The 20,860-nt window shown below is 52.1% G+C and carries 18 protein-coding genes and 1 pseudogene; 9 read left to right on the forward strand and 10 right to left on the reverse strand.

What is annotated here, in order from left to right:
* Window positions 1-99: 99 nt before the first annotated feature.
* Window positions 100-1,218, reverse strand: coding sequence for a Rieske 2Fe-2S domain-containing protein (locus KW841_RS03850; protein ID WP_218473703.1), 1,119 nt, complete (start codon window positions 1,216-1,218; stop codon window positions 100-102).
* Window positions 1,219-1,442: 224 nt separating this feature from the next.
* Between KW841_RS03850 and KW841_RS03855 the strand changes: the two genes are divergently transcribed.
* Both KW841_RS03855 and KW841_RS03860 read left to right on the forward strand, forming a co-directional pair.
* Window positions 1,443-2,243: an SDR family oxidoreductase gene (locus tag KW841_RS03855; RefSeq protein WP_218473705.1), complete on the forward strand. Its 801-nt coding sequence runs from the start codon at window positions 1,443-1,445 to the stop codon at window positions 2,241-2,243.
* A gap of 29 nt (window positions 2,244-2,272) precedes the next feature.
* Complete coding sequence (locus KW841_RS03860; RefSeq protein ID WP_218473706.1) at window positions 2,273-3,217, forward strand: alpha/beta hydrolase; 945 nt, start codon at window positions 2,273-2,275, stop codon at window positions 3,215-3,217.
* Window positions 3,218-3,273: 56 nt separating this feature from the next.
* On the opposite strand, the gene KW841_RS03865 is transcribed toward KW841_RS03860, so the two are convergent.
* The 5 genes from KW841_RS03865 to KW841_RS03885 form a co-directional block, all read right to left on the reverse strand.
* Complete coding sequence (locus tag KW841_RS03865) at window positions 3,274-4,482, reverse strand: MFS transporter (protein WP_218473708.1); 1,209 nt, start codon at window positions 4,480-4,482, stop codon at window positions 3,274-3,276.
* 66 nt (window positions 4,483-4,548) lie between these two features.
* Window positions 4,549-4,971: a MaoC/PaaZ C-terminal domain-containing protein gene (locus KW841_RS03870; RefSeq protein ID WP_218473710.1), complete on the reverse strand. Its 423-nt coding sequence runs from the start codon at window positions 4,969-4,971 to the stop codon at window positions 4,549-4,551.
* Window positions 4,968-5,495, reverse strand: coding sequence for a MaoC family dehydratase N-terminal domain-containing protein (locus KW841_RS03875; RefSeq protein ID WP_218473712.1), 528 nt, complete (start codon window positions 5,493-5,495; stop codon window positions 4,968-4,970). The genes KW841_RS03870 and KW841_RS03875 overlap by 4 nt, the downstream gene beginning before the upstream one ends.
* A 5-nt stretch (window positions 5,496-5,500) precedes the next feature.
* Window positions 5,501-6,700 (reverse strand): acetyl-CoA C-acyltransferase, encoded by a 1,200-nt coding sequence (locus KW841_RS03880; RefSeq protein ID WP_218473714.1) that lies wholly within the window; start codon window positions 6,698-6,700, stop codon window positions 5,501-5,503.
* A gap of 99 nt (window positions 6,701-6,799) precedes the next feature.
* A complete protein-coding gene (locus KW841_RS03885) occupies window positions 6,800-7,579 on the reverse strand; it encodes an SDR family oxidoreductase (protein WP_218473716.1) in 780 nt (259 codons plus the stop codon).
* A 331-nt stretch (window positions 7,580-7,910) separates the two neighbouring features.
* On the opposite strand from KW841_RS03885, the gene KW841_RS03890 reads away from it, so the two are divergent.
* The 3 genes and pseudogenes from KW841_RS03890 (at window position 7,911) to KW841_RS03900 (ending at window position 10,127) form a co-directional block, all read left to right on the forward strand.
* Window positions 7,911-8,441, forward strand: coding sequence for a nuclear transport factor 2 family protein (locus KW841_RS03890; protein WP_218473718.1), 531 nt, complete (start codon window positions 7,911-7,913; stop codon window positions 8,439-8,441).
* Between the two features lie 371 nt (window positions 8,442-8,812).
* Window positions 8,813-9,180: pseudogene (locus tag KW841_RS03895) on the forward strand (integrase); the annotation flags it as partial.
* A 500-nt stretch (window positions 9,181-9,680) separates the two neighbouring features.
* Window positions 9,681-10,127, forward strand: coding sequence for a DNA-binding protein (locus KW841_RS03900; protein ID WP_218473720.1), 447 nt, complete (start codon window positions 9,681-9,683; stop codon window positions 10,125-10,127).
* Here the strand turns inward: KW841_RS03900 and KW841_RS03905 are convergent.
* Window positions 10,124-11,002 carry a hypothetical protein gene (locus KW841_RS03905; RefSeq protein WP_218473722.1) on the reverse strand — a complete coding sequence of 293 codons (879 nt, stop codon included), beginning with the start codon at window positions 11,000-11,002 and terminating at the stop codon, window positions 10,124-10,126. The genes KW841_RS03900 and KW841_RS03905 overlap by 4 nt on opposite strands.
* 293 nt (window positions 11,003-11,295) lie before the next feature.
* Between KW841_RS03905 and KW841_RS03910 the strand changes: the two genes are divergently transcribed.
* From KW841_RS03910 to KW841_RS03925, 4 genes are all read left to right on the forward strand, one after another.
* Complete coding sequence (locus KW841_RS03910) at window positions 11,296-13,143, forward strand: Mu transposase C-terminal domain-containing protein (RefSeq protein ID WP_218473724.1); 1,848 nt, start codon at window positions 11,296-11,298, stop codon at window positions 13,141-13,143.
* A 73-nt stretch (window positions 13,144-13,216) separates the two neighbouring features.
* Window positions 13,217-14,026 carry a TniB family NTP-binding protein gene (locus KW841_RS03915; protein WP_218473725.1) on the forward strand — a complete coding sequence of 270 codons (810 nt, stop codon included), beginning with the start codon at window positions 13,217-13,219 and terminating at the stop codon, window positions 14,024-14,026.
* Window positions 14,027-14,032: 6 nt separating this feature from the next.
* Window positions 14,033-14,869 carry a hypothetical protein gene (locus KW841_RS03920; RefSeq protein WP_218473727.1) on the forward strand — a complete coding sequence of 279 codons (837 nt, stop codon included), beginning with the start codon at window positions 14,033-14,035 and terminating at the stop codon, window positions 14,867-14,869.
* A gap of 944 nt (window positions 14,870-15,813) precedes the next feature.
* Entirely contained in the window at window positions 15,814-16,362 is a 549-nt protein-coding gene (locus KW841_RS03925; protein ID WP_218473729.1) for a hypothetical protein, read from the forward strand.
* An 891-nt stretch (window positions 16,363-17,253) separates the two neighbouring features.
* Here the strand turns inward: KW841_RS03925 and KW841_RS03930 are convergent.
* The 3 genes from KW841_RS03930 to KW841_RS03940 are packed head-to-tail and all read right to left on the reverse strand — an operon-like array spanning window position 17,254 to window position 20,818.
* Window positions 17,254-18,144: a LysR substrate-binding domain-containing protein gene (locus tag KW841_RS03930; RefSeq protein WP_218473731.1), complete on the reverse strand. Its 891-nt coding sequence runs from the start codon at window positions 18,142-18,144 to the stop codon at window positions 17,254-17,256.
* A 5-nt stretch (window positions 18,145-18,149) separates the two neighbouring features.
* The gene (locus KW841_RS03935) at window positions 18,150-20,354 is read right to left on the reverse strand and encodes a xanthine dehydrogenase family protein molybdopterin-binding subunit (protein WP_218473732.1); all 2,205 of its coding nucleotides are present in this window, start codon (window positions 20,352-20,354) and stop codon (window positions 18,150-18,152) included.
* Window positions 20,354-20,818, reverse strand: a complete 465-nt coding sequence (locus KW841_RS03940) for a (2Fe-2S)-binding protein (RefSeq protein WP_218473734.1) — start codon at window positions 20,816-20,818, stop codon at window positions 20,354-20,356. Before KW841_RS03940 ends, KW841_RS03935 begins: the two co-directional genes overlap by 1 nt.
* Between the last annotated feature and the right edge of the window lie 42 nt (window positions 20,819-20,860).

Consider the following 20,860-nt stretch of genomic DNA (forward strand, 5'->3'; position numbering starts at 1 on the left):
AAGACTAATGCCCGCGCTTCGACAGGCATCTCACTGACGTAAAAAAGGGCGAACCAAGATCATCCCGGTCCGCCCTCCACCCGCCTTGCGCCTGTCAACTCAAGCCGTGCGACCAGCCTGTAGCGGTGTGGAACATTGCTCCCCGGAATCTTCCTGCTCGAAGACGTGGTGCATCGCCGGCGAATCGACTTTGGTAACGGTTTCGAAGATCTTGCGCTCACACACATCTGCCGGCAGATCTGCGACGTCGGTGTAGAACTGCGAGTACCACTTGCGTAACTGATAAATCGGGCCGTCGCTCTCACAAAGCATTGGATTGTCGATCCGCACCTTGTTATCCCAAATCACTTGGTCCTGGGCGAAGGCATCGAATACTGCCTTCGAGTACGCTTCAGCCAATGCCTCGTTCTCGGCGTCCGACATTCCTGGCACGCGCTTGACGATCACACCAAAACGCTGATGAAAGCTGTTCAGATCCCTTGGCACATGCGAGTTCAACAGGATCGACTCAATGGCCATTCCGCCTTGTTCCGCGATCATATGGGTGATGTGGTAAGCCGGTCCGAAATAGGTGTTGTAGGTACTCAACCCCCCCTCTGTTAGCGTTTCACTGCCACCGATGGTGATTTGACTGGCCTTGTGCCCTTCAAAGATGTTGGCAAAATAATCATTGGGAGCATGGTGGACCGCACCAAAGTGACCTTCATCCGCCAAGTTATCGACCAGCTCGCGGCAGTTGGTATTGAACAGCCAATACTTGACGCTCCAATCCGTCCACTCATCAGAGAAACAGGCATCAATGCGCGGAATCTCGACTTCTGGCGGCGGTGGATTGCCCTCCGGGTCGTTGTAGACGAACAACAGTAGATTTTGCTCACGCGTCGGCCAGGTTTTGGTCTTGGCTCTTGGCGGAATTCGTTTGCAGTAAGGAATGCTGTTGCATTTGCCATCTGCCCCCCAACTCCAGTGATGGAAAGGGCAAACGACAGAGTTGCCTTGCACTTCTCCCATACTCAGATCGGCGCCCATGTGAATGCAGTACGCATCGAGTATATGCACATTGCCGTCTTCACCCTGAAAGGCTACCAGCTTGGTGCCAAACACATCGAGCTTATGTGGCTTGCCGTCTTTGTAATCCTGCGCTAACCCCAGACAATGCCAACCACGGGCGTAACGTTCCGGGATCGCTTGTGTCTCGATCTTGTGTCCCAGTGCCATTTCTCTCTCCTCAAAGCGTGGCGCACGTTGACGCCAATTCAGCCGGACCACATAAAGCGCGCACGTCAGGCACGCATCGCGCTCAGGTTGTGCTCACGTTAGGCGCCACCTCCAATCAGCACATACCCCATTTGGACGAGTTACCGGTTAGTCCGTGCGGACGATGCTGCGCAAACGCTCCTACGCTAGAACGGTATTTATTTCAGACTTGGAGCACGCTCCCCATGCGCATTCGCAAAGACTCGGTCGCTGTCGTGACCGGCGCGGCCAGCGGTATCGGCAAAGGCCTGGCACTTGCACTGGCCAAGCGCGGCTACAACCTGGTACTGGCGGATATCAATTTGGCGGGGCTGGAGCAGATTCACGCTGAGGTGAGCGCGCTGGGCGTCACGGCCATGTCTGTCGAAACGGATGTCGCAGAGTCCGCGGCCGTGGAGAACCTGGCCATCAGGGCATTCGAACAGTTCGGCCGCGTCGACCTCCTGATCAATAATGCTGGCGTGTTGAGCAGCGGAGCCAGCTGGGAACTCGATGTACAAGAATGGAAGCGTGTGCTGGACATCAATCTGTGGAGCGTGATTCATGCCATACATGCCTTTATCCCGCGCCTGCTCAAACAAACAGGCGGCGCCCATGTAGTGAACATTGCTTCACTGGCCGGACTTACGAGCGGTGCCTGGGTGGCGCCCTATACCGTGTCCAAGCATGGCGTGATCGCTCTGAGCGAGTGCCTGGCTGCGGAAATGGCAGCTACAGAACATCCCATCACCATCTCGGTGGTCTGCCCTGCAGCAATCAACACATGTATCGCCCGAAATCTGAATGACAACGGCTCTGTCCACAGTGGGGAACTGAATGCGCATTTACGTGATTTGATCAGCCAAGCCATGTCCCCTGAAGCTCTGGCTGAAAAAGTGCTCGCCGGGATCGAAGCGCAGCAGTTCTGGATTTTCCCCCAACAGGAAGTTCGCACAGCGGCCGAACGCCGACTACAGCGCATCCTGGCGAGCACCAAGCACGATTGATTACCTCCACAACGAACAGGAGCAGACTCATGCCACTTCACCCACAAGCCAAGGCCGCCCTGGAGTTACTGGCCTTGATGCCACCGATGGACTACAGCATGGACGGCGCCCAGATCCGTGCTGCCTTGACCCAAATGCCCGAAGGCGAATCACCCTTCAGTCTCGGCGATGAGGTGCGACGTATTGAAGACCTCAGTATCGAAGGCCCCGCTGGCCGACTGCGCCTGCGCCTGTACTACCCCGACGCTGAAAGTCCGCTACCCATTACCCTTTATCTGCACGGTGGTGGCTTTGTCTTCGGCTCGCCACAGATGCACGACAACGTCTGCCGTTGTCTGGCTAATCGGGCAGCAAGTCTGGTTGTGTCGGTCGACTATCGCCTGGCGCCAGAAGCGAAATTTCCCGCTGCCTTGGATGACAGCCTTGCCGCGCTGAACTGGATCATCACGAACGCCGCCTCACTCGGTGGCGACCCAAGTCGCATAGCCATCGCCGGTGACAGTGCAGGAGGTAATCTGGCCACGGTGATCGCCAACATCGACGCACAAAACGCCGCTCCGACACTCTGCCATCAAGTACTGCTGTATCCGGTAACCGACTGCCGCTTCGACAGCCCCTCGTACCGGACACGTGGTGAAGATTATTTCCTTACGACTGAAATGATGCAGTGGTACTGGAAACAGTATCTGCCTGATCAATCCGCGGCGAACGACCCACGCGCCTCTCCACTACGCGCCACCCTTTCTCCTTCAGTTGCGCCAGCCACCGTGATCACCGCCGAGTATGACCCCTTGTGCAACGAGGGCGAGGCATATGCCAAAGCACTGAGGGCGGCAGGCGTCATTACTCGCCTTCATCGGTGGGAGGGGCAAATCCACGGTTTCGCCAGCATGCTCGGGGTCATCGACGCGGCTGACGAGGCCTTGAGCGTGGCAGCGACTGCCCTGCAACTTGCCTTCAAAAGAGCACAATGAAGAATGCCCCAGCCTGTACACCGGGCTGGGGCATTTGAGGATCGCTGACTCAGCGCTCAAAGCTCGCTATTGGAAGGCACAGGCACAGAGCTATCTGCGTGCTTGCGTTTGACCAACCAAAGCATGATCGCCAGACCAATGAAGATCAGGCCGACACCGAAAAATGCACCATGGATACTGTAAAGAGTCCGCAGAGGGCCCACTGCCAATGGGTTAAGGAACTGCCCGAGGAACACCGCACTCAAGAGCAACCCAACAGCCCGTGCCCGAACGGGTTCCGGCGCTCGGGACAAAATCATTGATACCGTAATCGGCTCCACCAGACCCGCCCCAATCCCGGTAATCACACAACCCAGGATCAATCCGAAGACTCCGTGAGCTGTGGCCATAACCAGGCTGCCGATACCCAGAGCGAGCGCCGTGAGTACCAATACCGCTCTTGGCTCTATACGACGGCGTAAGTAACCGAAACTGCCAGCGGCAATCGCAGCCACCAGTGAGTATGTTGATAGCACCAGACCTCGAGTCGTCGCGCTCTCGACTCCATCTGCCTCCAGTAGAAACGGTCCCTGAATACCCGGCATGAATAGGCCGATGGTCAAAATAATGGTCAGCAAATAAAGCGGCCAAAGGCTGCCTATCGGAAACCTGACGTCACTAAAAACACGTTCTACAGCCCGATGTCTAGCCACTACAAACCAGCCTAAAAGCACCACAGGCAAACCTAACAAATAGAGTACGAAAGGCCCTCGCCACCCCAATAAATCCACCAGATGCCCGCCAGCGACCATCGCGACTATAGCCATCAGCGCCGCGCCCGCCCCGGCAAAACCGAGTACGCGCTCACGAAGGTGTCCTTGGAAATCCCCCGCCAATGCAAATGAAATGGTTAGCAACCCACCGCCAGCAACTCCCAACAATAATCGTGAGCCCATCAGCAACCAGGGATCGCTCAACAACATCACAGAAGCGCCTGAAAGGGTGAACAGCAACAGACAACTGAGCAATACCAGTCGACGCCCAATTCGCTCAGCGAGATAGCCCATGAGAGGAGCGGCGAGAATGACCATGACCGCGGGAATCGTCATCACCAACTGCGCAAAGAGTGCCCCGTCACCCTCCGCGGCAAACTGTACCGCCATGGCCGGTAGCGCGGGCGCCGCCGCCATAGGGATCAATGAAACCAGCGCAGGGCCGGCCACAACCACACACGCTTTGGCGTTTTCGTTGGGGCCTATAACGGCCGCCGTACTGCCATCGTTCATCAGGTCAACCTCTGCTTATTCTTATTTGAGAATCGGACACTACATTTGCCGGCAGAAAATAACCACTCAAGGCCACTCCAGCCTAACCACGCCACTGGCATGCACGATTTCATTCGCGTAGGCGCGGATCTCTACTTCAACCCAGCGCATTGGCGCGCCCCCCAAGTCGCTGACAGTACCCTCAATGCGCAACGTATTGCCTGCATAACACGGAGCACCTAGTCGAATGCTCATTTTACTCAGGCGCGCCTCGGAACCTGCCCATTGACTGACGAAGCGCTCGGCATAGGCATTACTGGCAAAGATATTCAAGAAAAGCTCTGAATGCCCCAACTCACGGACCTTGTCGAGATCATGGTGAATCGGATGAAAATCGCGGGTGGCCATGGCGCTGACAACGATGCTGCTGGTCGTCACCTCCGCCCGCAATGTTGGCAACGATTGGCCGACCCCAATATCCTCAAAATGCAAAGTCGGAGCACCGCTCATGACGACTCCTTCGGCAAATAGCACAACTGGCGAAAGTGCAGCACTGCAACCTTTTCATCGGCCTGAGTAAACACATCCTGGCGCACAGTGAAAAAGTATCCGTCACCCAGCCCTGTGGTTTTACGATCACTCACCAACACAAGGGTACTGACGCTGTGAAGCTGCTCCCCCGTGCGAAGGTATCGAACAAACTCCTGATCAACATTGACGCCGACCAGACCGGTATAACCTCCCTCACTGAACAGCCGGATAATTTCCGTCGCATCCACTTGTGCCGAGCCTTCCGGACGCCAGCCTGTAGGGCCCGGCTGAAGCCAGACTTGCAACATACTCGGTGGAGCCAATGACTTATCATCACTGCATCCACCCGCGTCGACCCCATAGCGTGGGTCATTGATGCCGTGAGCCTCGCACCAGTGGCGAATCATGCTCGAATTCACCGGATCACACGCCAATACCCGAGCATAAGGTTGATCGAGGCGTGCTTGAATCCGAGATAACCAATCACCGGTCGGGGCGTTCACGCTCATTACACCTCGAAAAGTCCGGCGGCACCCATGCCACCGCCGATACACATGGCCACAACCACGTATTTAACGCCACGACGCCGGCCTTCGAGCAAGGCGTGGTTGACCATCCGCGTACCACTCATTCCAAAGGGGTGGCCAATGGCAATAGCTCCGCCGTTGACGTTCAACCTGTCCTGAGGAATGCCCAACTGATCGCGGCTGTAAATCACCTGACAGGCGAATGCCTCGTTGATCTCCCACAACCCAATATCCTTAACCGTTAACCCGTGCTGCTTGAGTAGTTTGGGAATTGCATAAACCGGACCGATGCCCATTTCTTCGGGTTTACAGCCAGCCACCGCAAGGCCGAGGTAAGCTCCCAGAGGTTGTAATCCGCGGCGCTTTGCTTCAGACGCACTCATTAGCAAACTGGCGGCAGCTCCGTCGGACAGTTGCGAGGCATTGCCTGCGGTTATGTGCTGGCCTTCAGCGATCCAATTGCCCCCCTTCCAGACCGGATTCAGGTTCGCCAGGCTCTCGAGTGTTGTATCGGCCCGATTGCATTCATCCTGGGTCAGAGTGACCAGTTCATGGCCAAGGCTGTTGCCTTCTTTGTCGAACAGTTGCTTGGCCGTGGTGATCGGTACGATTTCATCGCCAAATAGCCCATCACGTTGAGCCGCTGCGATACGTTGCTGGCTTTGCAGGGAATACTCATCTTGTAAGGCACGCGGGATCGCATATTTCTTCGCGACGATTTCAGCGGTTTCAATCATCTGGATGTATGCGCTGGGCGCGACCTCCAGCACAGCTTTGGACTGGAGCCGATAAGTATTTTTGTGTTTGTTCTGGATCAGCGAAATTGACTCCAGACCACCGGCCACTGCAATGTTCAGTTCACCACACATGATGCCCTTGGCGACCGTTGCGATGCTCATCAATCCCGATGCGCACATCCGGTCCACCGCCATGCCAGGCACAGAGTCAGGCAGGCCGCCCGTGTAAGCGCACAACCGACCCAGATTGTAGCCCTGAGTCCCCTGCTGAGCCGCTACGCCAATGACCACATCATCGACCTCGGACGATTCGATACCTGCCCGTTCGACCACTGCACGTACTACATGACCACCGAGTACTGGCGCTTCAGTGTCATTGAAAGCCCCTCGATAGGCCTTGCCCATTGCCGTGCGCGCTACGGATACGATGACCGCCTGTGTCATTTGTCATTTCCTATTCTGAAGAAGTAGAACCTGGCCAGATGCTGGCCGAGAGAACAAGCTGACTCATCGTCCATCAGGACTAGAGCAAAGGCCGGGGATTCATTCGTTGTTCACACTCGCCGCATTGAGAAACGCAGGGCGCTCGCCCCCGCCATGGACCAGCAGGTCTACCCCACTGATGTACGCCGCCTGCGAAGAAGCCATGAATAAGCAGGCTTCACCGATATCCGAAGGTTGTGCCATACGTCCAAGTGGCACGGTAGCGGACACCGCAGCGAGGCCGTCATCATCGCCATAATGCAAATGAGACTGCTCGGTTTGTACCAGCCCGGGGCTGACGCAGACCACCCGGACTTTGGGGGCCCACTCCACCGCCAAGGATTTGGTCAAACTGAGCACGCCAGCCTTGGCCGCCGCATAGGTAGCACTACCCGGCCTGGCCGAGTAAGCGCCCACGCTGCCGATGAACAGAATGACTCCTCCCGTGTCCTGATCCTGCATAAGGGCATTCGCCCGCAATGCAGTAAGCAATGGTGCGGTCAGGTTCAGGCTGATCAACGACTCGTGGAAACGGGCTGAACCGCTGGCGGCAAGAGAATAAGGGGTACCGCCGGCATTTTTAACCAACACATCCAGCCGGCCATAACGCTCATGGATATGGGAGAAGAGTCTGTCCAGATCGGCGCTCTCACGAATATCTGCAGGAAAAAAATCCGCCGACCGCCCCTCTACGCCCGGCAATGTCAGTGGAGAATTGCGTCCGCACACCAGCACCGTGGCGCCGGCCTTCAGGAAGCACTCTGCTATCCCGAAGCCAATTCCTTTGGTGCCACCTGTAACCAACACCACTTTATTGGTGAAATCTCGTTCGACAGTCATACCCGACGCTCTCTCTGGAATTGGCCTTTGGATCTGATCCTAAAGGTCAAACAGATGGGCGTCTTAGTCTGAAGAGACGATAGAGAGCGTTTGACAACGCAGCGCAACGATCGGCATTGCGTAGATCTCTCTGAATGCACGAGAAGCCAGGCGCGAGCGAAGGTGTCGCTTCCAACCTCCGTTTGGACCAGGACGGCTGCCAGACCTCTGGAGTAGATTCGAACGAAAATACAATATTAAGGAACAGTCGCATGACTTGGAGTTCTGGCCCCGTAGTTGCCAACCCACCAATCGTATCGACGCCCCTGAAAACGCCTGGAGCTGAAATACAATGAAAGACCAAACGTTAGCGGCCCTTGAAGTGCGTCTCGCAGAGGTTGAAGCCCGTCTGGCAATCATAGATCTTGAGGCAGAATATGCACGGAGTTGGGATGCCGGTGATGGTGATGGCTGGGCAGCGCTCTTCACAAGTGATGGCGTGCTCGACTTGGCCCCCGTCGGTGCCCAAAAACGCCAGATCATCACCGGAAGCGCAAAACTCTCAGCCTTTTGCCGGGACATCGACGCATTCTACAAGGGGCTGCACTTCATGCATCTTCCCCGAATTCAACTCATCGGTGACAGGGCTTATAGTCGGTTGCATTTTCAGTGGATTGGTTTGTTCAGGCCTAACGCCAACTATAACGGACAGCGAAGTGCTGCGGGTTACTATGATGTTACTTATCACCGCGTGAATGGCAGGTGGCTTATAAAACATCGGCTGGACAAGGCTGTCTCCGGCCAAACTGTGGAAAACTTCGATCTCTACATTAACGGCGGTATCGGCCCAAAGGCGACAGACGATAATTTCGTCAAGTCATAAATTAATGCTCGGCTGGTTCAGCTTGACCCGTATTGTCAGGATGCATCTTGAACCCAGATGGAGTACATCGCTAGCAGGAACACCAGCGTCATGATGGTACCGACGAACGTGCCTCCGATCAGCGTGTAGGGCAGCTAAATGGCCAGAGAGGTGCTCTCCGTTGGCCGCCTGACTTGGGGTTTGACGTGAAATCTCGCTGAATCGCGTTAGGATATCGGTGGTGTGCTGACGGATTTGATCAACCCCTTATTCCAAGGTGGTCAACCTACGAGGATATTAGGTCTGATAATGGAATGTTATCCGACGTTATTTCCGAAGACGGAAATTTCAGTCCGATGACCGTACTCAATATTACCGACCAGTTGGCCTAGATCGACGAAACCCCGCTCGACCCCACATTTCCTCGCACTCAATGCCCAGGAAGCGGCGGCGGCCTTTATCACCGCCGGCACCGCGGCCAACACCGTGCGCAGTTACCGCAGCGCCCTCACCTATTTGCTCGGCCTGGCTGCAACTGCGTTATGGCCAGGCATTGGGCAACGCGCCGCTGCCGCCGGCGGTGGCGATTCAGTTTGTCGTTGACCATCTGGCGCGGCCGCTGGCCGACGGCGGCTGGGCGCTCCTGCTACCCCCGTCAATCGACGCGGCACTCGTCACCGCCCGGGTCAAGGCCAGGTTGGGGTCGCTGGCGTTCAACACGGTCAGCCATCGTCTTTCAGTGCTCGGTAAATCGCATCGACACCGATAACATCTCTGACAGATTTCTAAATGCCTAGGGCGTTCGCAAGCGCGGAAAGGTTGCCAGCTAGAGTCTTCTGTTGGGCACGAGGCTGCTAGCATTTAGCTCTGAAAGGTGACTATTAAGATCCTCACGGGTGAAACCCAAACGCGAGATGACTATTACGCGCCTCAAATCAAAGAGCGTACATTTGTTAACAGCTGCCTCGAAACGAGATCAGGGCTTCATCTGCTTAGAGGTGATTCCAGTCATGCGTGGGGTACGCCTGTTAACGGAGGAACCTAAAAAGAGAGGAGATACTGTAATCTGAAACATGCGCGTTACACTACTCCATCAGCAACAGCTAAAAATGCATTACATTAGCCATCACCCAGAACTGGACCAGATGCAAATTTAGTTATCACGACGCTAGGGATCAACGCAGCCCGGATATCGATTCCCACTCGCGCAGAAATGCGCATATGATAAGCTGCTTTTATAATTTTGTAGTGGATTAGGTCATGAAGCCCATTATTAGCGAAGCCTTAGTTAAACGGGCATTAATAAGTTTGGAAAAAAAAGGTGTAAAAGCGACGCTGGAAGCGGTTCGTACAGAAATGGGTAATCACGGTTCAAAAACCACGATAGTTAAACACCTACGAGCTTTAAAATCTAAAGAACTAAATCAATCCGCGGAACGCTCTAAATCTAACGAGGAGATAAACAATGGTCAATTCCAATCTCAGGATTCATCGAGTCTATGGAGTCAGCACAACGATTTCGCTCGCCTGCTAAAAATATTGCACAAATATGGCACTACCAAGGAATACCCAGAACTAATAGACGAGCTCTGCAAAATAATTGCAGACCTGAAACAAGAAAATATTAAGGTAAAAAATGAACTTAGCTCATTAAAATATTTTCAACGACAGGTCATAGATGCATTGAATGTCACGGCAAAAATTTAAACATAGCGATCTAAAACGCAGATTGTTAGCTTCGGACTTTTTTGTAGGAGTTTGTATCGTAGGTCGCGCACTCGTTTATAAATTTTCTTTTCAGGAGATGTTTTGTCGCCGGAACGGAATGCGGCGCGATTATTTATATATTTCATAAATAATTCTCGCTCGGACCAATTGAGGCGCCAGATGGCGCTGCACCACGCCGCCCATGCTGTGGGAGCCTGGCCGGATTGGTACGTCCCATAATCCTCAGAGACAATGCTCCACGATTGAAGTTTTTCCGCACTGATAGATGAACATAATCGTGTAGGGGAAAACGCTTGATTGCTTTCACACCGCACCATCACTACTTCCAATAAAAAATCAGCGAAGGGCTTCCATAACGACTCTAAAATAAGCTGAGCATAGCTCTCAGCTAGCCAATCGGTGATGTATGCAGTCCATATTTCGTATGATTTTGGAGAAATTATCATGGCCACTAGGAACGTGATGCGATCCAGTACAGGCATCAAGCTCAAGTCATCCCAAAGAACTTTCAAATATAATTTATTTGCTGGATATACCTCCTTCTGGAGCACTTGGTGAATATCAAGGTGAGCACTTGATTCGTCCATAATCATCCAGAATGGATGGTTCAATAAGTCGCGCAATTTCGGCTCTAAATCGATAATTATCGCCAGTTTGTCATGCTGAGGCATTTGGCCTTTTAAAAACATGTCCCATGAGCGCTTCTCTTGCGAACCATGGGCAAGTCCTAGTCTCCGTTCATACCAACGTGACAATTGATAACCATTGGGTTGGATGCCCGCAAGTTCTGTAAGTCTTTCAGCTAAGACCGCTGCTTTCAGCGTCTGCAACAGTGTTTTGTTCTTACGCCCCATTTGAATGCCACTTCCTCATAAAATGCGTGAGTATCATTCTGCAATCCACCGTACCGAATCAAGGCTTTCTTCACGTCGCCAATGCACAAACTTTTTCGTGCTTCAAACCCCTGTATTTATTGAGTTCGGACATGAGAGTCATTTTTTTGTTAGACCCTAGGAATCATGCACGGTCGATCGATAGTATTTCGCCGACGGGACCGGTATCAATGGTGCGGTGAATACAGACCGTACCGTACACATTTAGTGCCGAGCATCAACTTGAAAGGTAAAGGCCCTAAAGGGAGATATTTTTGAGGATCGCAATTGAGTGCGGTCACCTTGTGGTGGCCAATGGTAAGTTATCCGTAGTAATGGAGGTAGGATCGCAGGGAACCGTTACGGTCACTGAATATGGTATTGGGACAGTATCAGTAGTCGATCTCGCGAATATCCAACCTATCCCACAATCTCGCCACAGCGCTGAATACAATAAACGTAACGTAACTCACATAACGGAACGCAGCGCCTCGCAAATGATACTAGCGGGCGAAAGGTCATCCGTTATTGAATTATTTATTAATAAATTACGTACAGCAAAAGACGCCGCGGCATTGTTAGGCGTAAAAAAAAGCGCATTCTATGAACTCGTTAAAAGGTACAGCCCAGACTTAGGCCCCGTCACACTAATAAAAAATAATCCCGGCCCTCAACCAGGCAGTATGCGAACTGATATTGAAACTATACACGTCATTAAAGAATGCTATGACAAACACTATCACGGAAAATCAGCTTCGTACGCAAATGTATGGCGGCAAGTACAAAGTGCATGCCATGCACTTGGGTTGATGTGCCCAAGTCTTGCAACTGTAAAAAAAATAATCAAGAGCATAGATGAAAAAGAAACATTTCTAAAAAAGCACGGCAGTGATGCGACGAATCAGATCTATCAATCTCGCCCTGGAATCGTCTTTACAGACCGCCCTCTTCAAGTAGCACAAATGGACCACACACGAGTAGATTTAATACTTCGCGCAGAACATGATCGCACGCAAGTTATAGGAAGACCTTGGCTCACAGTAATTATAGACGTGCACACGCGCGTCATCCTAGGTTATTACCTGACAATGTTTGCTCCTTCACTTATCTCTGTTCAGCAAGCAATGGGAATGGCAATCCTCCCTAAAAGCAATGGTTATTTTCAGTTAGCTAGTGAATCAAATCATTATCCATACTTTGGTTTTCCCGAAAGATTGTTGATGGATAACGCATCTGAATTTCGATCTCCGATACTTGAAGCTACATTGCGCAAATATAAAATAAATCCCGAGTGGCGAATCATTGGCAAAAAGCATATGGGCGGTCATATTGAACGTTTGATCGGGACTTTCATGACCTCTGCAGTGCATTTTCTACCAGGAACTACCTTCTCCAACACACAGCAGCGCGGTGACTATGACAGTGAAAAACATTCTGCTTTAACTTTTAAGGAGTTTTGCACCTGGTTCGCAGGACAAGTGCTTATCTATCACGGCACTGTTCATTCTCAGTTAAAAAAATCCCCAAAAGATGCATGGGAACAGGCATTTCGCGAAAAGCAAATAACTACGCCCGAATTGGTCGTAAATCCGCAAACGCTCTATTTGGATTTCTTACCAGAAAAAATAAAACCCGTGAGAAACAATGGAATAACACTCAATACTAGGCGATATTACACGCCAAAATTAAATCGAGTCCAAGGAAGAGGCAAGGTAATTGTAAAGTTCGATCCGTTTGATTTGACCGTAGTATGGGTCAATATCGAAGGGGTGTATGTGCGAGTTCCGCAAGTGTCTTTAGTTAGTGAGTTTTCAAGTTACGAAGACTACCGCTGCGACCGTGAGTTCAATAAGCAGATACCAGTCGGCACAGTAACTGATGACGACGCACTCAGGCAGATTCGGACCAATAATGCATTGGTAAAAAATAGCCAGCGCGACACACGCAGTGCCAAATTAGCAAAAGCACACCAAGAGGGAGTTATGCATCACAGAGACAGAAATAAGCATGGAATTCCTAACGCCGTGTGGAATGTCCATATTAGCAATTGCGAAGATTCAGTCGCTTCGGAACCGGAAGTAAACTTCTCATTAATCCCCCAACTATTCGACCAAAATGACTAATCAACCAACAGACACAAGCCACGTACGTCAATCCAGACGCCACTTATTAGACCTTTCCACAGAAGAACGACTCATGATATGCCTGCAAGATGTATTCATTGAATACCCCAACGCCCAAGCAATAATGAATGCCATGCACTTTATGCTTCGGACTGAAAACAAGGTTCAAGCACCATGTATGTTGGTATGGGGCAGCGGAGGTTATGGAAAAACAAGCATCATAAATCGCGTAAAAGAATCAAATAAAAATCAAACCGAAAAATTGGTATTTATGAGCTTCAGGCAAAATCCGAATAACTATAATCTCAGGGAGCTTCTATTGGAGGCATTCGGGATGGAGGTAACCAAAAAGTACAGCGGATATAATGCTTCCAAAGAATTTGCGCGTACCGTCGAGCGAAATAATGTCAAGGGGATTGTCATTGATGAAATTCATGACGCTGTAACCTTATCGACAATGCAACAGAAAATTAATCTTTCATTACTAAAAAATTTGTCCGGCGATCAATACAATCTTTGTGTCTTTGCTTTTGGCGTAGACAAGGCCAGCGAAGCTCTCCGTCTAGACCCTCAATTAGAAAGGCGCTACTTGCAATGGCCGTTAGAAAAGTGGAAATTGGATGAAGATTTTAGGGCATTTATTGCCGCGTATGAACGCACTCTTCCATTAAAACTTCCGTCATTCTTGCACAGTCAAGATTTGGCTACTGCAATACTCAAGCACGCGAATGGCGTCATGGATAACGTGGTAAAAATCATTCAGGTATGCGCTGCCGAAGCTATATCGTTAGGGTTAGAAAAGATCACTCTCCCCATTATAGATAATGCTCCATTTTTAGCTGCGAAATATGGAGTTTCTCTATTGCGCCATAAAAAGCGATGAAATTCAATGCCTCAATCTCATCTAATAAATGAAATTAATCGAATTTACGAGGAGTTCAATTTACCAACTCCTCAAGTAAAAAATGTTGTGGCTGCGATAGATTCAATGCTTTCGGTAAACACTGGAAGAGGCTCATTACATATTATCCTCGGAGAATCTGGCTGTGGCGTCTCAACTGCGACAAAAATGTGCCAAGACATCCTTCTCCGTAGGTCGATCAATACAACAGTGCTTAGTCCCCGCGCCTTCAGCGATGGAAATAATCCATGGGAAGCATTACTAGAGTATTACGGATTCACTTACCAAGGAGCGAAACTACAATCTACGAAAAATCAAATAATCCCATATTTCATATTAAACTTAATTCGTCACGCTAAAATTGACTGCATCATCCTAAATGACTTTTTAGAGGGTGTAATTACGCGGATAAAAAAGCAGCAATTGATAAACGCCTGCCTAAGTTTAGCGCGCACACCGATGTCTATAAATATAATTATTGGCACGACGAAGCGTGCTTATGGAGCAACATGCACTGACGATATACTGACGTCTATTCATTGCATACAAGAATGGGAAAATGGCGTAGGTTTTTCATCTTTTATGGGGATCCTTGAAAATACTCTCTCTGAAAAGCATACAATAAATATTGATCTCAGATCCCATGCTGAAACCATTTTCAAACTATGTTCAGGTAACACTGGAAATCTGTTTTACCTTCTAAAGGAACATGCCATACACGCACTGCTTACTGGCCCCGCCCAGGCTCCACTATCGAATGAATTTCCACCCTTAAAGGCTACACTTCAGAACAATGCATATTTATTCAGTATTGAATCCAGTTAATGATGAGTCTTTCACATCATGGATTAACAGATGCGAAATAAAGCTTTCGCACCGCTGCATCTCTGTCGAAAGTATACAGGCCCTTACTAGATCCAAGCTTAAGTGCTACCCGAGTCAGGACCCTGACTTTTCCAAAGAAATTTTAACCTCCACAGCTGTACACAATGTAATTAATGCAAACCCCAAAGAAATTTGGAATCACTTCCGTTCACATTCTGAATGGATAATTCCATATTCTGCCACTCAGTTTGCATGCAAGGCGTGCTTGGTCGATTCTTTGGCCGATCAACAATGTCTTGTTTACAAAAAAAGATGGAGATATCTCGCCAACCCTATTTGTGACATCCATAAGTGCTTGTTAAACGAGCTACCATATGGAGACCGCTATCACATCCATGTTTTGTCCAGCGATTTTACTCAAACTCACAAGTGCAGGCTAAATGAGCCAAATCTTCAAATTGTTGTTTTGCTTGCGCTTAAGTTTCAGAAATTTATAAATAGCTTGGAAATATCAACAACGTTTGCTGATCATAAGACTCAAAAGGCACTCAAATTTTTGATCGAGTTATTTCTTTGCGCTGGCGAACCGAGAGGGCTCGCTTGTAGAACTCTTTCGCGATCATCACCCCAGCGCGGCGCGTTTAAATACTTTGGAGGTCGCGCATTAATGATGATAGGTCCATTTTCATGCTCGGCGTTCGAACGGATGTGCGCGCTAATATTAACAGGGTGCATCATCGGGTTTTATTCAGATCGTGATTTGCAAACATTAGCATTTATTTCGAATGAGTTTGGATTGTTATATGGATGGTCCGCATACGACATAGGTAAGCACAGTAATGTTTTTGTCGACTTAGAGCACTCTGGTATTTTACGTCGACTGATAGATCTAATACCATTTATCACCGCTAGTCAGTATCTAAATTTTATCGACGGGTTCAAAAATGGCTGAGAATTTTTATAAGATAAATCTTCAGTATTTAAACCTTGGCCTTGTCATTACAGACAACTTCGGCATTCCATGTGTAGAAGTGTATATTCTCTACGCAACCATAAACAAAATCGTAATTGCTTATAGCCTGCTTAACAGCAGGCCCAGCAGGCAATCAGCCAGCTTACTAAATATTCATATTCGTGAAAACCTAAAAGTCCTTGACACATGGATGGAAAACCCTAAGGGTTACAGCCATTTTTTCAGGTGTTCTCCTTGGGATCCTTACCAACCAAAACAAATGGTGATAGATCATAAAAAATACAGCGCATTGAAAATAAATTTATCAATTGGTTCGGATTACTTCCTTGATGCATTATTAGATATTCCGCCCGAATACCTTAGTCCGTTGCTAAGCCCTTGGAAATTTTCATCCAATCAAGCGATGAGATTGGTTCAAAACCAAATCAAACAATATAACCTCTCAATCTCAACAAACGCTGAGGAAACCCTATTCAGTATTTGTAGGCGCAACGATGCCCCTACAGCCATGTCAAATTAGCCATTGATAAATTCCAATATTAAAGTCTAGCAATAAAGATCTTCTATCACTTTGGCTTCTTGAGGCAGTTCTATCCGTACAATACGAATGTTAGATTTTAATCTCTTCATTGGTCTATTTCTAACGCTATTTAGTCAATTGAACCTTCCAGCGACGCGATAGATGTTGGTCGAATAACCTTGCGACACAATCTCTATTGAGCTCAGCATCTCTTGCACATATATCGCCCAATCCGCGTCCCACACGTCGACAGAATCAAACCAACAGCGTGTCTTCATTGATCACCTGTACATTTAACTGGCTGCGTCTGTACTCGACGTAGCCGGTTGTTTTCTGCCCACGCGTAAAAACTGCACCAGGTGGTTTTTCTCTGTTGCTTTTTGAAGTTCTCGGTGAGTAACAAGATCCGGACGTCGGGCATTTTTTGGAGGTCGCTGACGGTGCTTTTGTGTGTGTCTGATCCACCTCTTCACACGGGGGAGAATATGCTGTGTCGCTTTTTCTATTCAATAGTGGCTTTAATGGTTGGCGCGGTACGCATACTTAATACTCGGAAAAACGGCTGAATATTCTGTTGATTTTCCGGTAAACCGCTAAAAAATAAACGGAAACGCTAATTAATCAATGAGTTAAGGGACTCCGGTTATTGGCGGACGGTCACAGTTGGCTCTTCACTTTCGGCCGTATAGGCGCCCAGCATCGTGTGCTTGCGAATCGCTAAATGGTGTTTACCCATTTCGCAAATTTACTGCGTTGCGCAGCGCACTTCTTGCTCAAGCGCATGAAGATGTTCCTGCCGCCAGCTACCATGCAGGCTGCGCGCAACCGTCTCTTGCTACCGATGTCGATGCCCGCACAATGCAGGTGAACGAGCTCCTACGGGTACAACGGTTACCTAGCGTCCTGTAACACCAGCTCACGCAACGTATCGAGAAACAGCTTGAGCACCGGCGAATCGTCATCCGCACGGTACGTGACGTACAGCGGCACCTCCGGCAACGCCGGGGTCAGGCGCCGGAATACCAGGCCCGCCGGAGCCAATTGCTCGATGGAGGCCGGCAGCAACGCCACGCCGAAACCGGCCCGCACCAGGCTGAGCAAGGTTTGCACCTCGATCACCTGCTGGCGGATCTGCGGGGTGAACCCGGCCTGGATGCAGCACTGGAAGAGAAAATCGGCGAACCGGGATTGCTTCAATTCCAAGGCGACGAACGGCTGCTGAGCCAGATCCGACGGCGCCAGGGTTTCACGCTTTGCCAACGGATGATCGACTGGCATGACCACCCGGATCGGTTCGTAGATCAGCAGTTCATTGCGCAACTGCGGGTCGTCATAGCCGACCCGGAACACGCAGGCGTCGATGCGTTTTTCCTTGAGCGCCTTGACCTGCGCTGCCGGGGTCATTTCATGCAGACGCCAGTTCACTTGCGGATAACGCTCGCGAAACAGGTGCAAGGCCCGTGGCAGCACCCCGACCATCACCGAGCTGATCATGCCGATTTCCAGTTCGCCCAACTGGCCACGGCCGGTCTGGCGCGTCAGGTCCAGCGCGCGGTTGAGTTGTTCGAACACCAGTGGCGCCTGTTCCTTGAGCATCTGCCCGGCGGCGGTCAATTCGACCCGGTGATGGCTGCGTTCGAACAACGGCGTGCCCAGTTCCTCCTCCAGCAGACGAATCTGCTGGCTCAGGGGTGGCTGGCAGATATGCAATCGGTTGGCGGCCCGGCCGAAATGCAGCTCTTCGGCCAGGGCCATGAAGTACCTCAGCAAGCGCAAGTCCATGCACGTTATCCCAGGTTCAGTGGTGTTGAGCGCTGGCGCACACCAGTCAGGCTGAACAAGGCATTGGCAATGGCCGGGGCCACCGACGGGCTGCCCAGTTCGCCGACGCCACCGGGCTTGGCCGGATCGCCGTCGACCAGCAGGATGTCCACCGCCGGCATATCCGACATGCGCGTCACCCGGTAATCGTGGAAGTTGCTCTGTACCACCCTGCCCTGTTTGATGTCCATCCGGTCGAACAACGCGTGGCCGAGCCCCCACATCAAGCCGCCGTAGATCTGCTCTTCAACGCCGCCGGGCGACACCGTCAGGCCACAATCGACCACGCAGGTGAGCTTCTCGACCTTGATCACGCCTTCCTTTTGCGACAGGCGCGCGACCACCGCGATGAAACTGGTGTAACCCTGATTGGTGGCGATTCCCAGCGCCGTGCCTTCGGGCAGCGGCTGACCCCAGCCGGCGCGTTCGGCGGCGCTTTTCAAAACAGCGACATGCCGTGACCGGTCCTGCATGTTGGCCAGACGGAAGGCCAGCGGGTCTTGCCCGGCGGCATGGGCCAGTTCATCCATGAAGCTTTCGACGGCGAACACGTTGGGAATGAAACTCACCGAGCGATACCAGCCGCTGGGCACCTGACTTTCGTGCCTGACCCAGGTCAGGTCGAGGTTGGCCGGACGATAGGCGAAATCCCACGCGGTGATGGCTTCCGTGGTGCTGTAGTCCATTTTGTCGGGGCGCTCGAAATAGCCCGGCTCCCACTGCTCCGGCGAGGCCGGCGACACCGCGTCAAGCTGCATCGCGGTCAAGCGGCCCTGCGCATCCAGTGCACCTTTGGTCCGGTGCAGCGTGGCCGGGTGCATGAACAAGGAGCGCATTTCGTCTTCGCGGCTGTTCATCAGTTTCACCGGTACCCTGGCTTGCTGTGCCAGGTAGGCCACTTCGAACAACCAGTATTTGGCCTCCCGCGCTCCGAAGCTGCCGCCGGACACCAGTTCGTTGATGATGACTTTGTCCTTGGTGAACTTGCATATGACTTGCGCCGCTTCCAGCGCCGATGACGGCACCTGCACCCCGCCCCAATAGGTGATGGCGTTGTCCTTGACCTGCGCGGTGATGCAGATTGGCTCAAGCGGGTTCTGCACCTTGTAGGGCATGCGGTAATCGGCTTCGAGCAGCTTCGCGGCACCCGGCCATTGTGCGTTCACATCACCCACCGCCATCGCGGACACCCGTTGTGCGCCGTTGTCGTCCAGCGCCGCAGCCTGGGCCTTGGCCAGTTCATCACTGTCGAAACCCGCCAGCGGCGAGTCGCTCCACTGAACCTTGAGCAATTCGCGCCCCTGGTGCGCGGCCCAGTAGCTGCGCGCCAATACCGCCACGCCTTCGACGTTGCCGCCGAGCACATCGGGACGCCCCGGCACCTTGATCACCTTGTGCACGCCCGGCACCTGCAACGCAGCCGCGCTGTCCACCGACACAACGCTCGCCCCCAGTACGGGAGCGCGCTGAATCACCGCCACCAGCATGTCCGGCAGCACTACATCGATGCTGTATTTGAAGCGTCCGCAGACCTTGGCCTGGGCATCGCGCTTGTGCCGCAGCTTGCCGATGTACTTGAACTGCGCCGGATCCTTGAGCGAAACCTTGCTCGGGGCCGGCAGATGCGCGGCGACGCCCACCAGTTCGCCGTAGCCGAGGCTGCGTTTGCTCGCCCCATGAACCACACGGCCTTCTTCAGTGTTGCAGCTGTCGGGGCTGACTTTCCACTGTTTGGCAGCCGCCGCGATCAGCAACGCCCGGGCCGTGGCACCGGCCATGCGCAGGCGGTCGTATTCCAGCGAGACGCTGGTGCTGCCGCCGGTGGAGAAGACTTTCCAGACCGGGTGAATGTAGGTTTCGAAGAACGGGTCTTCCGGCGAGATCACCTGCACGGTCATCGGGTTGACGTCCAGTTCCTCGGCCACGCAGGCGGCCAAGGCCGTGTGCGTTCCGGTACCGGAGTCGTGCTTGTGCACCACCAGTTTCACCGTGCCGTCAGGCAGGATTCTCACCCAAGCGTTGGGTTCGAACTCAGCGGCGGTTGCCGGGGCTTGCGGGTCAGTCGCGGCCAGGCTCGAAGGCAGGTAAAAGGCAATGGCCAGACCGCAGGTTACGGTTGCGCTTTGCTTGAGAAACACACGCCGCGAAACATCCATCGGGGAGATCGTCATCACGCCTCCTTCGGCGCGTTGGCCGCGCGCTTGATCGCTTTGGTGATCCGCCCGTAAGTACCGCAGCGGCACAGGTTGCCGGACATGGCATTGCGGATCGAGTCGTCGGTCACCGCGGCACCTGTATTGAGCAACGCGGCGGCGGACATGATCTGCCCCGATTGACAGTAACCGCATTGCGGCACATCTTCGGCAACCCAGGCCAGTTGCAGCGGATGCTGCTCAGTCGGTGACAAGCCTTCGATGGTGGTGATGCTGTGCCCCGCCACGGCGGCGACCGGCAGCTGGCAGGAGCGCACCGCGACACCGTCCAGGTGTACGGTGCAGGCACCGCACAGGCCCATGCCGCAGCCGAACTTGGTGCCGGTGAGTTTCAAGTGGTCACGCAACACCCATAACAAGGGCATGGAGGGCGATGTCTCCGCCAGCTCGCGTCGTTCGCCGTTTACCGTGAATTCGATCATTGTCAGGCTCCAAGAGAGCGGCCCGTCTTTGTGCAGGCCTGG

Source organism: Pseudomonas sp. PDM28 (assembly GCF_019219115.1).
GTDB lineage: Bacteria > Pseudomonadota > Gammaproteobacteria > Pseudomonadales > Pseudomonadaceae > Aquipseudomonas > Aquipseudomonas laurylsulfatiphila.

Bases quoted from the DNA above. Each gene is read 5' to 3' on its own strand.
- KW841_RS03850 (WP_218473703.1), bottom strand. From the start codon at position 1,218: ATGGCACTGGGACACAAGATCGAGACACAAGCGATCCCGGAACGTTAC.
- KW841_RS03855 (WP_218473705.1), top strand. From the start codon at position 1,443: ATGCGCATTCGCAAAGACTCGGTCGCTGTCGTGACCGGCGCGGCCAGC.
- KW841_RS03860 (WP_218473706.1), top strand. From the start codon at position 2,273: ATGCCACTTCACCCACAAGCCAAGGCCGCCCTGGAGTTACTGGCCTTG.
- KW841_RS03865 (WP_218473708.1), bottom strand. From the start codon at position 4,482: ATGAACGATGGCAGTACGGCGGCCGTTATAGGCCCCAACGAAAACGCC.
- KW841_RS03870 (WP_218473710.1), bottom strand. From the start codon at position 4,971: ATGAGCGGTGCTCCGACTTTGCATTTTGAGGATATTGGGGTCGGCCAA.
- KW841_RS03880 (WP_218473714.1), bottom strand. From the start codon at position 6,700: ATGACACAGGCGGTCATCGTATCCGTAGCGCGCACGGCAATGGGCAAG.
- KW841_RS03885 (WP_218473716.1), bottom strand. From the start codon at position 7,579: ATGACTGTCGAACGAGATTTCACCAATAAAGTGGTGTTGGTTACAGGT.
- KW841_RS03890 (WP_218473718.1), top strand. From the start codon at position 7,911: ATGAAAGACCAAACGTTAGCGGCCCTTGAAGTGCGTCTCGCAGAGGTT.
- KW841_RS03900 (WP_218473720.1), top strand. From the start codon at position 9,681: ATGAAGCCCATTATTAGCGAAGCCTTAGTTAAACGGGCATTAATAAGT.
- KW841_RS03905 (WP_218473722.1), bottom strand. From the start codon at position 11,002: ATGGGGCGTAAGAACAAAACACTGTTGCAGACGCTGAAAGCAGCGGTC.
- KW841_RS03915 (WP_218473725.1), top strand. From the start codon at position 13,217: ATGATATGCCTGCAAGATGTATTCATTGAATACCCCAACGCCCAAGCA.
- KW841_RS03920 (WP_218473727.1), top strand. From the start codon at position 14,033: ATGCCTCAATCTCATCTAATAAATGAAATTAATCGAATTTACGAGGAG.
- KW841_RS03925 (WP_218473729.1), top strand. From the start codon at position 15,814: ATGGCTGAGAATTTTTATAAGATAAATCTTCAGTATTTAAACCTTGGC.
- KW841_RS03930 (WP_218473731.1), bottom strand. From the start codon at position 18,144: ATGGACTTGCGCTTGCTGAGGTACTTCATGGCCCTGGCCGAAGAGCTG.
- KW841_RS03935 (WP_218473732.1), bottom strand. From the start codon at position 20,354: ATGACGATCTCCCCGATGGATGTTTCGCGGCGTGTGTTTCTCAAGCAA.
- KW841_RS03940 (WP_218473734.1), bottom strand. From the start codon at position 20,818: ATGATCGAATTCACGGTAAACGGCGAACGACGCGAGCTGGCGGAGACA.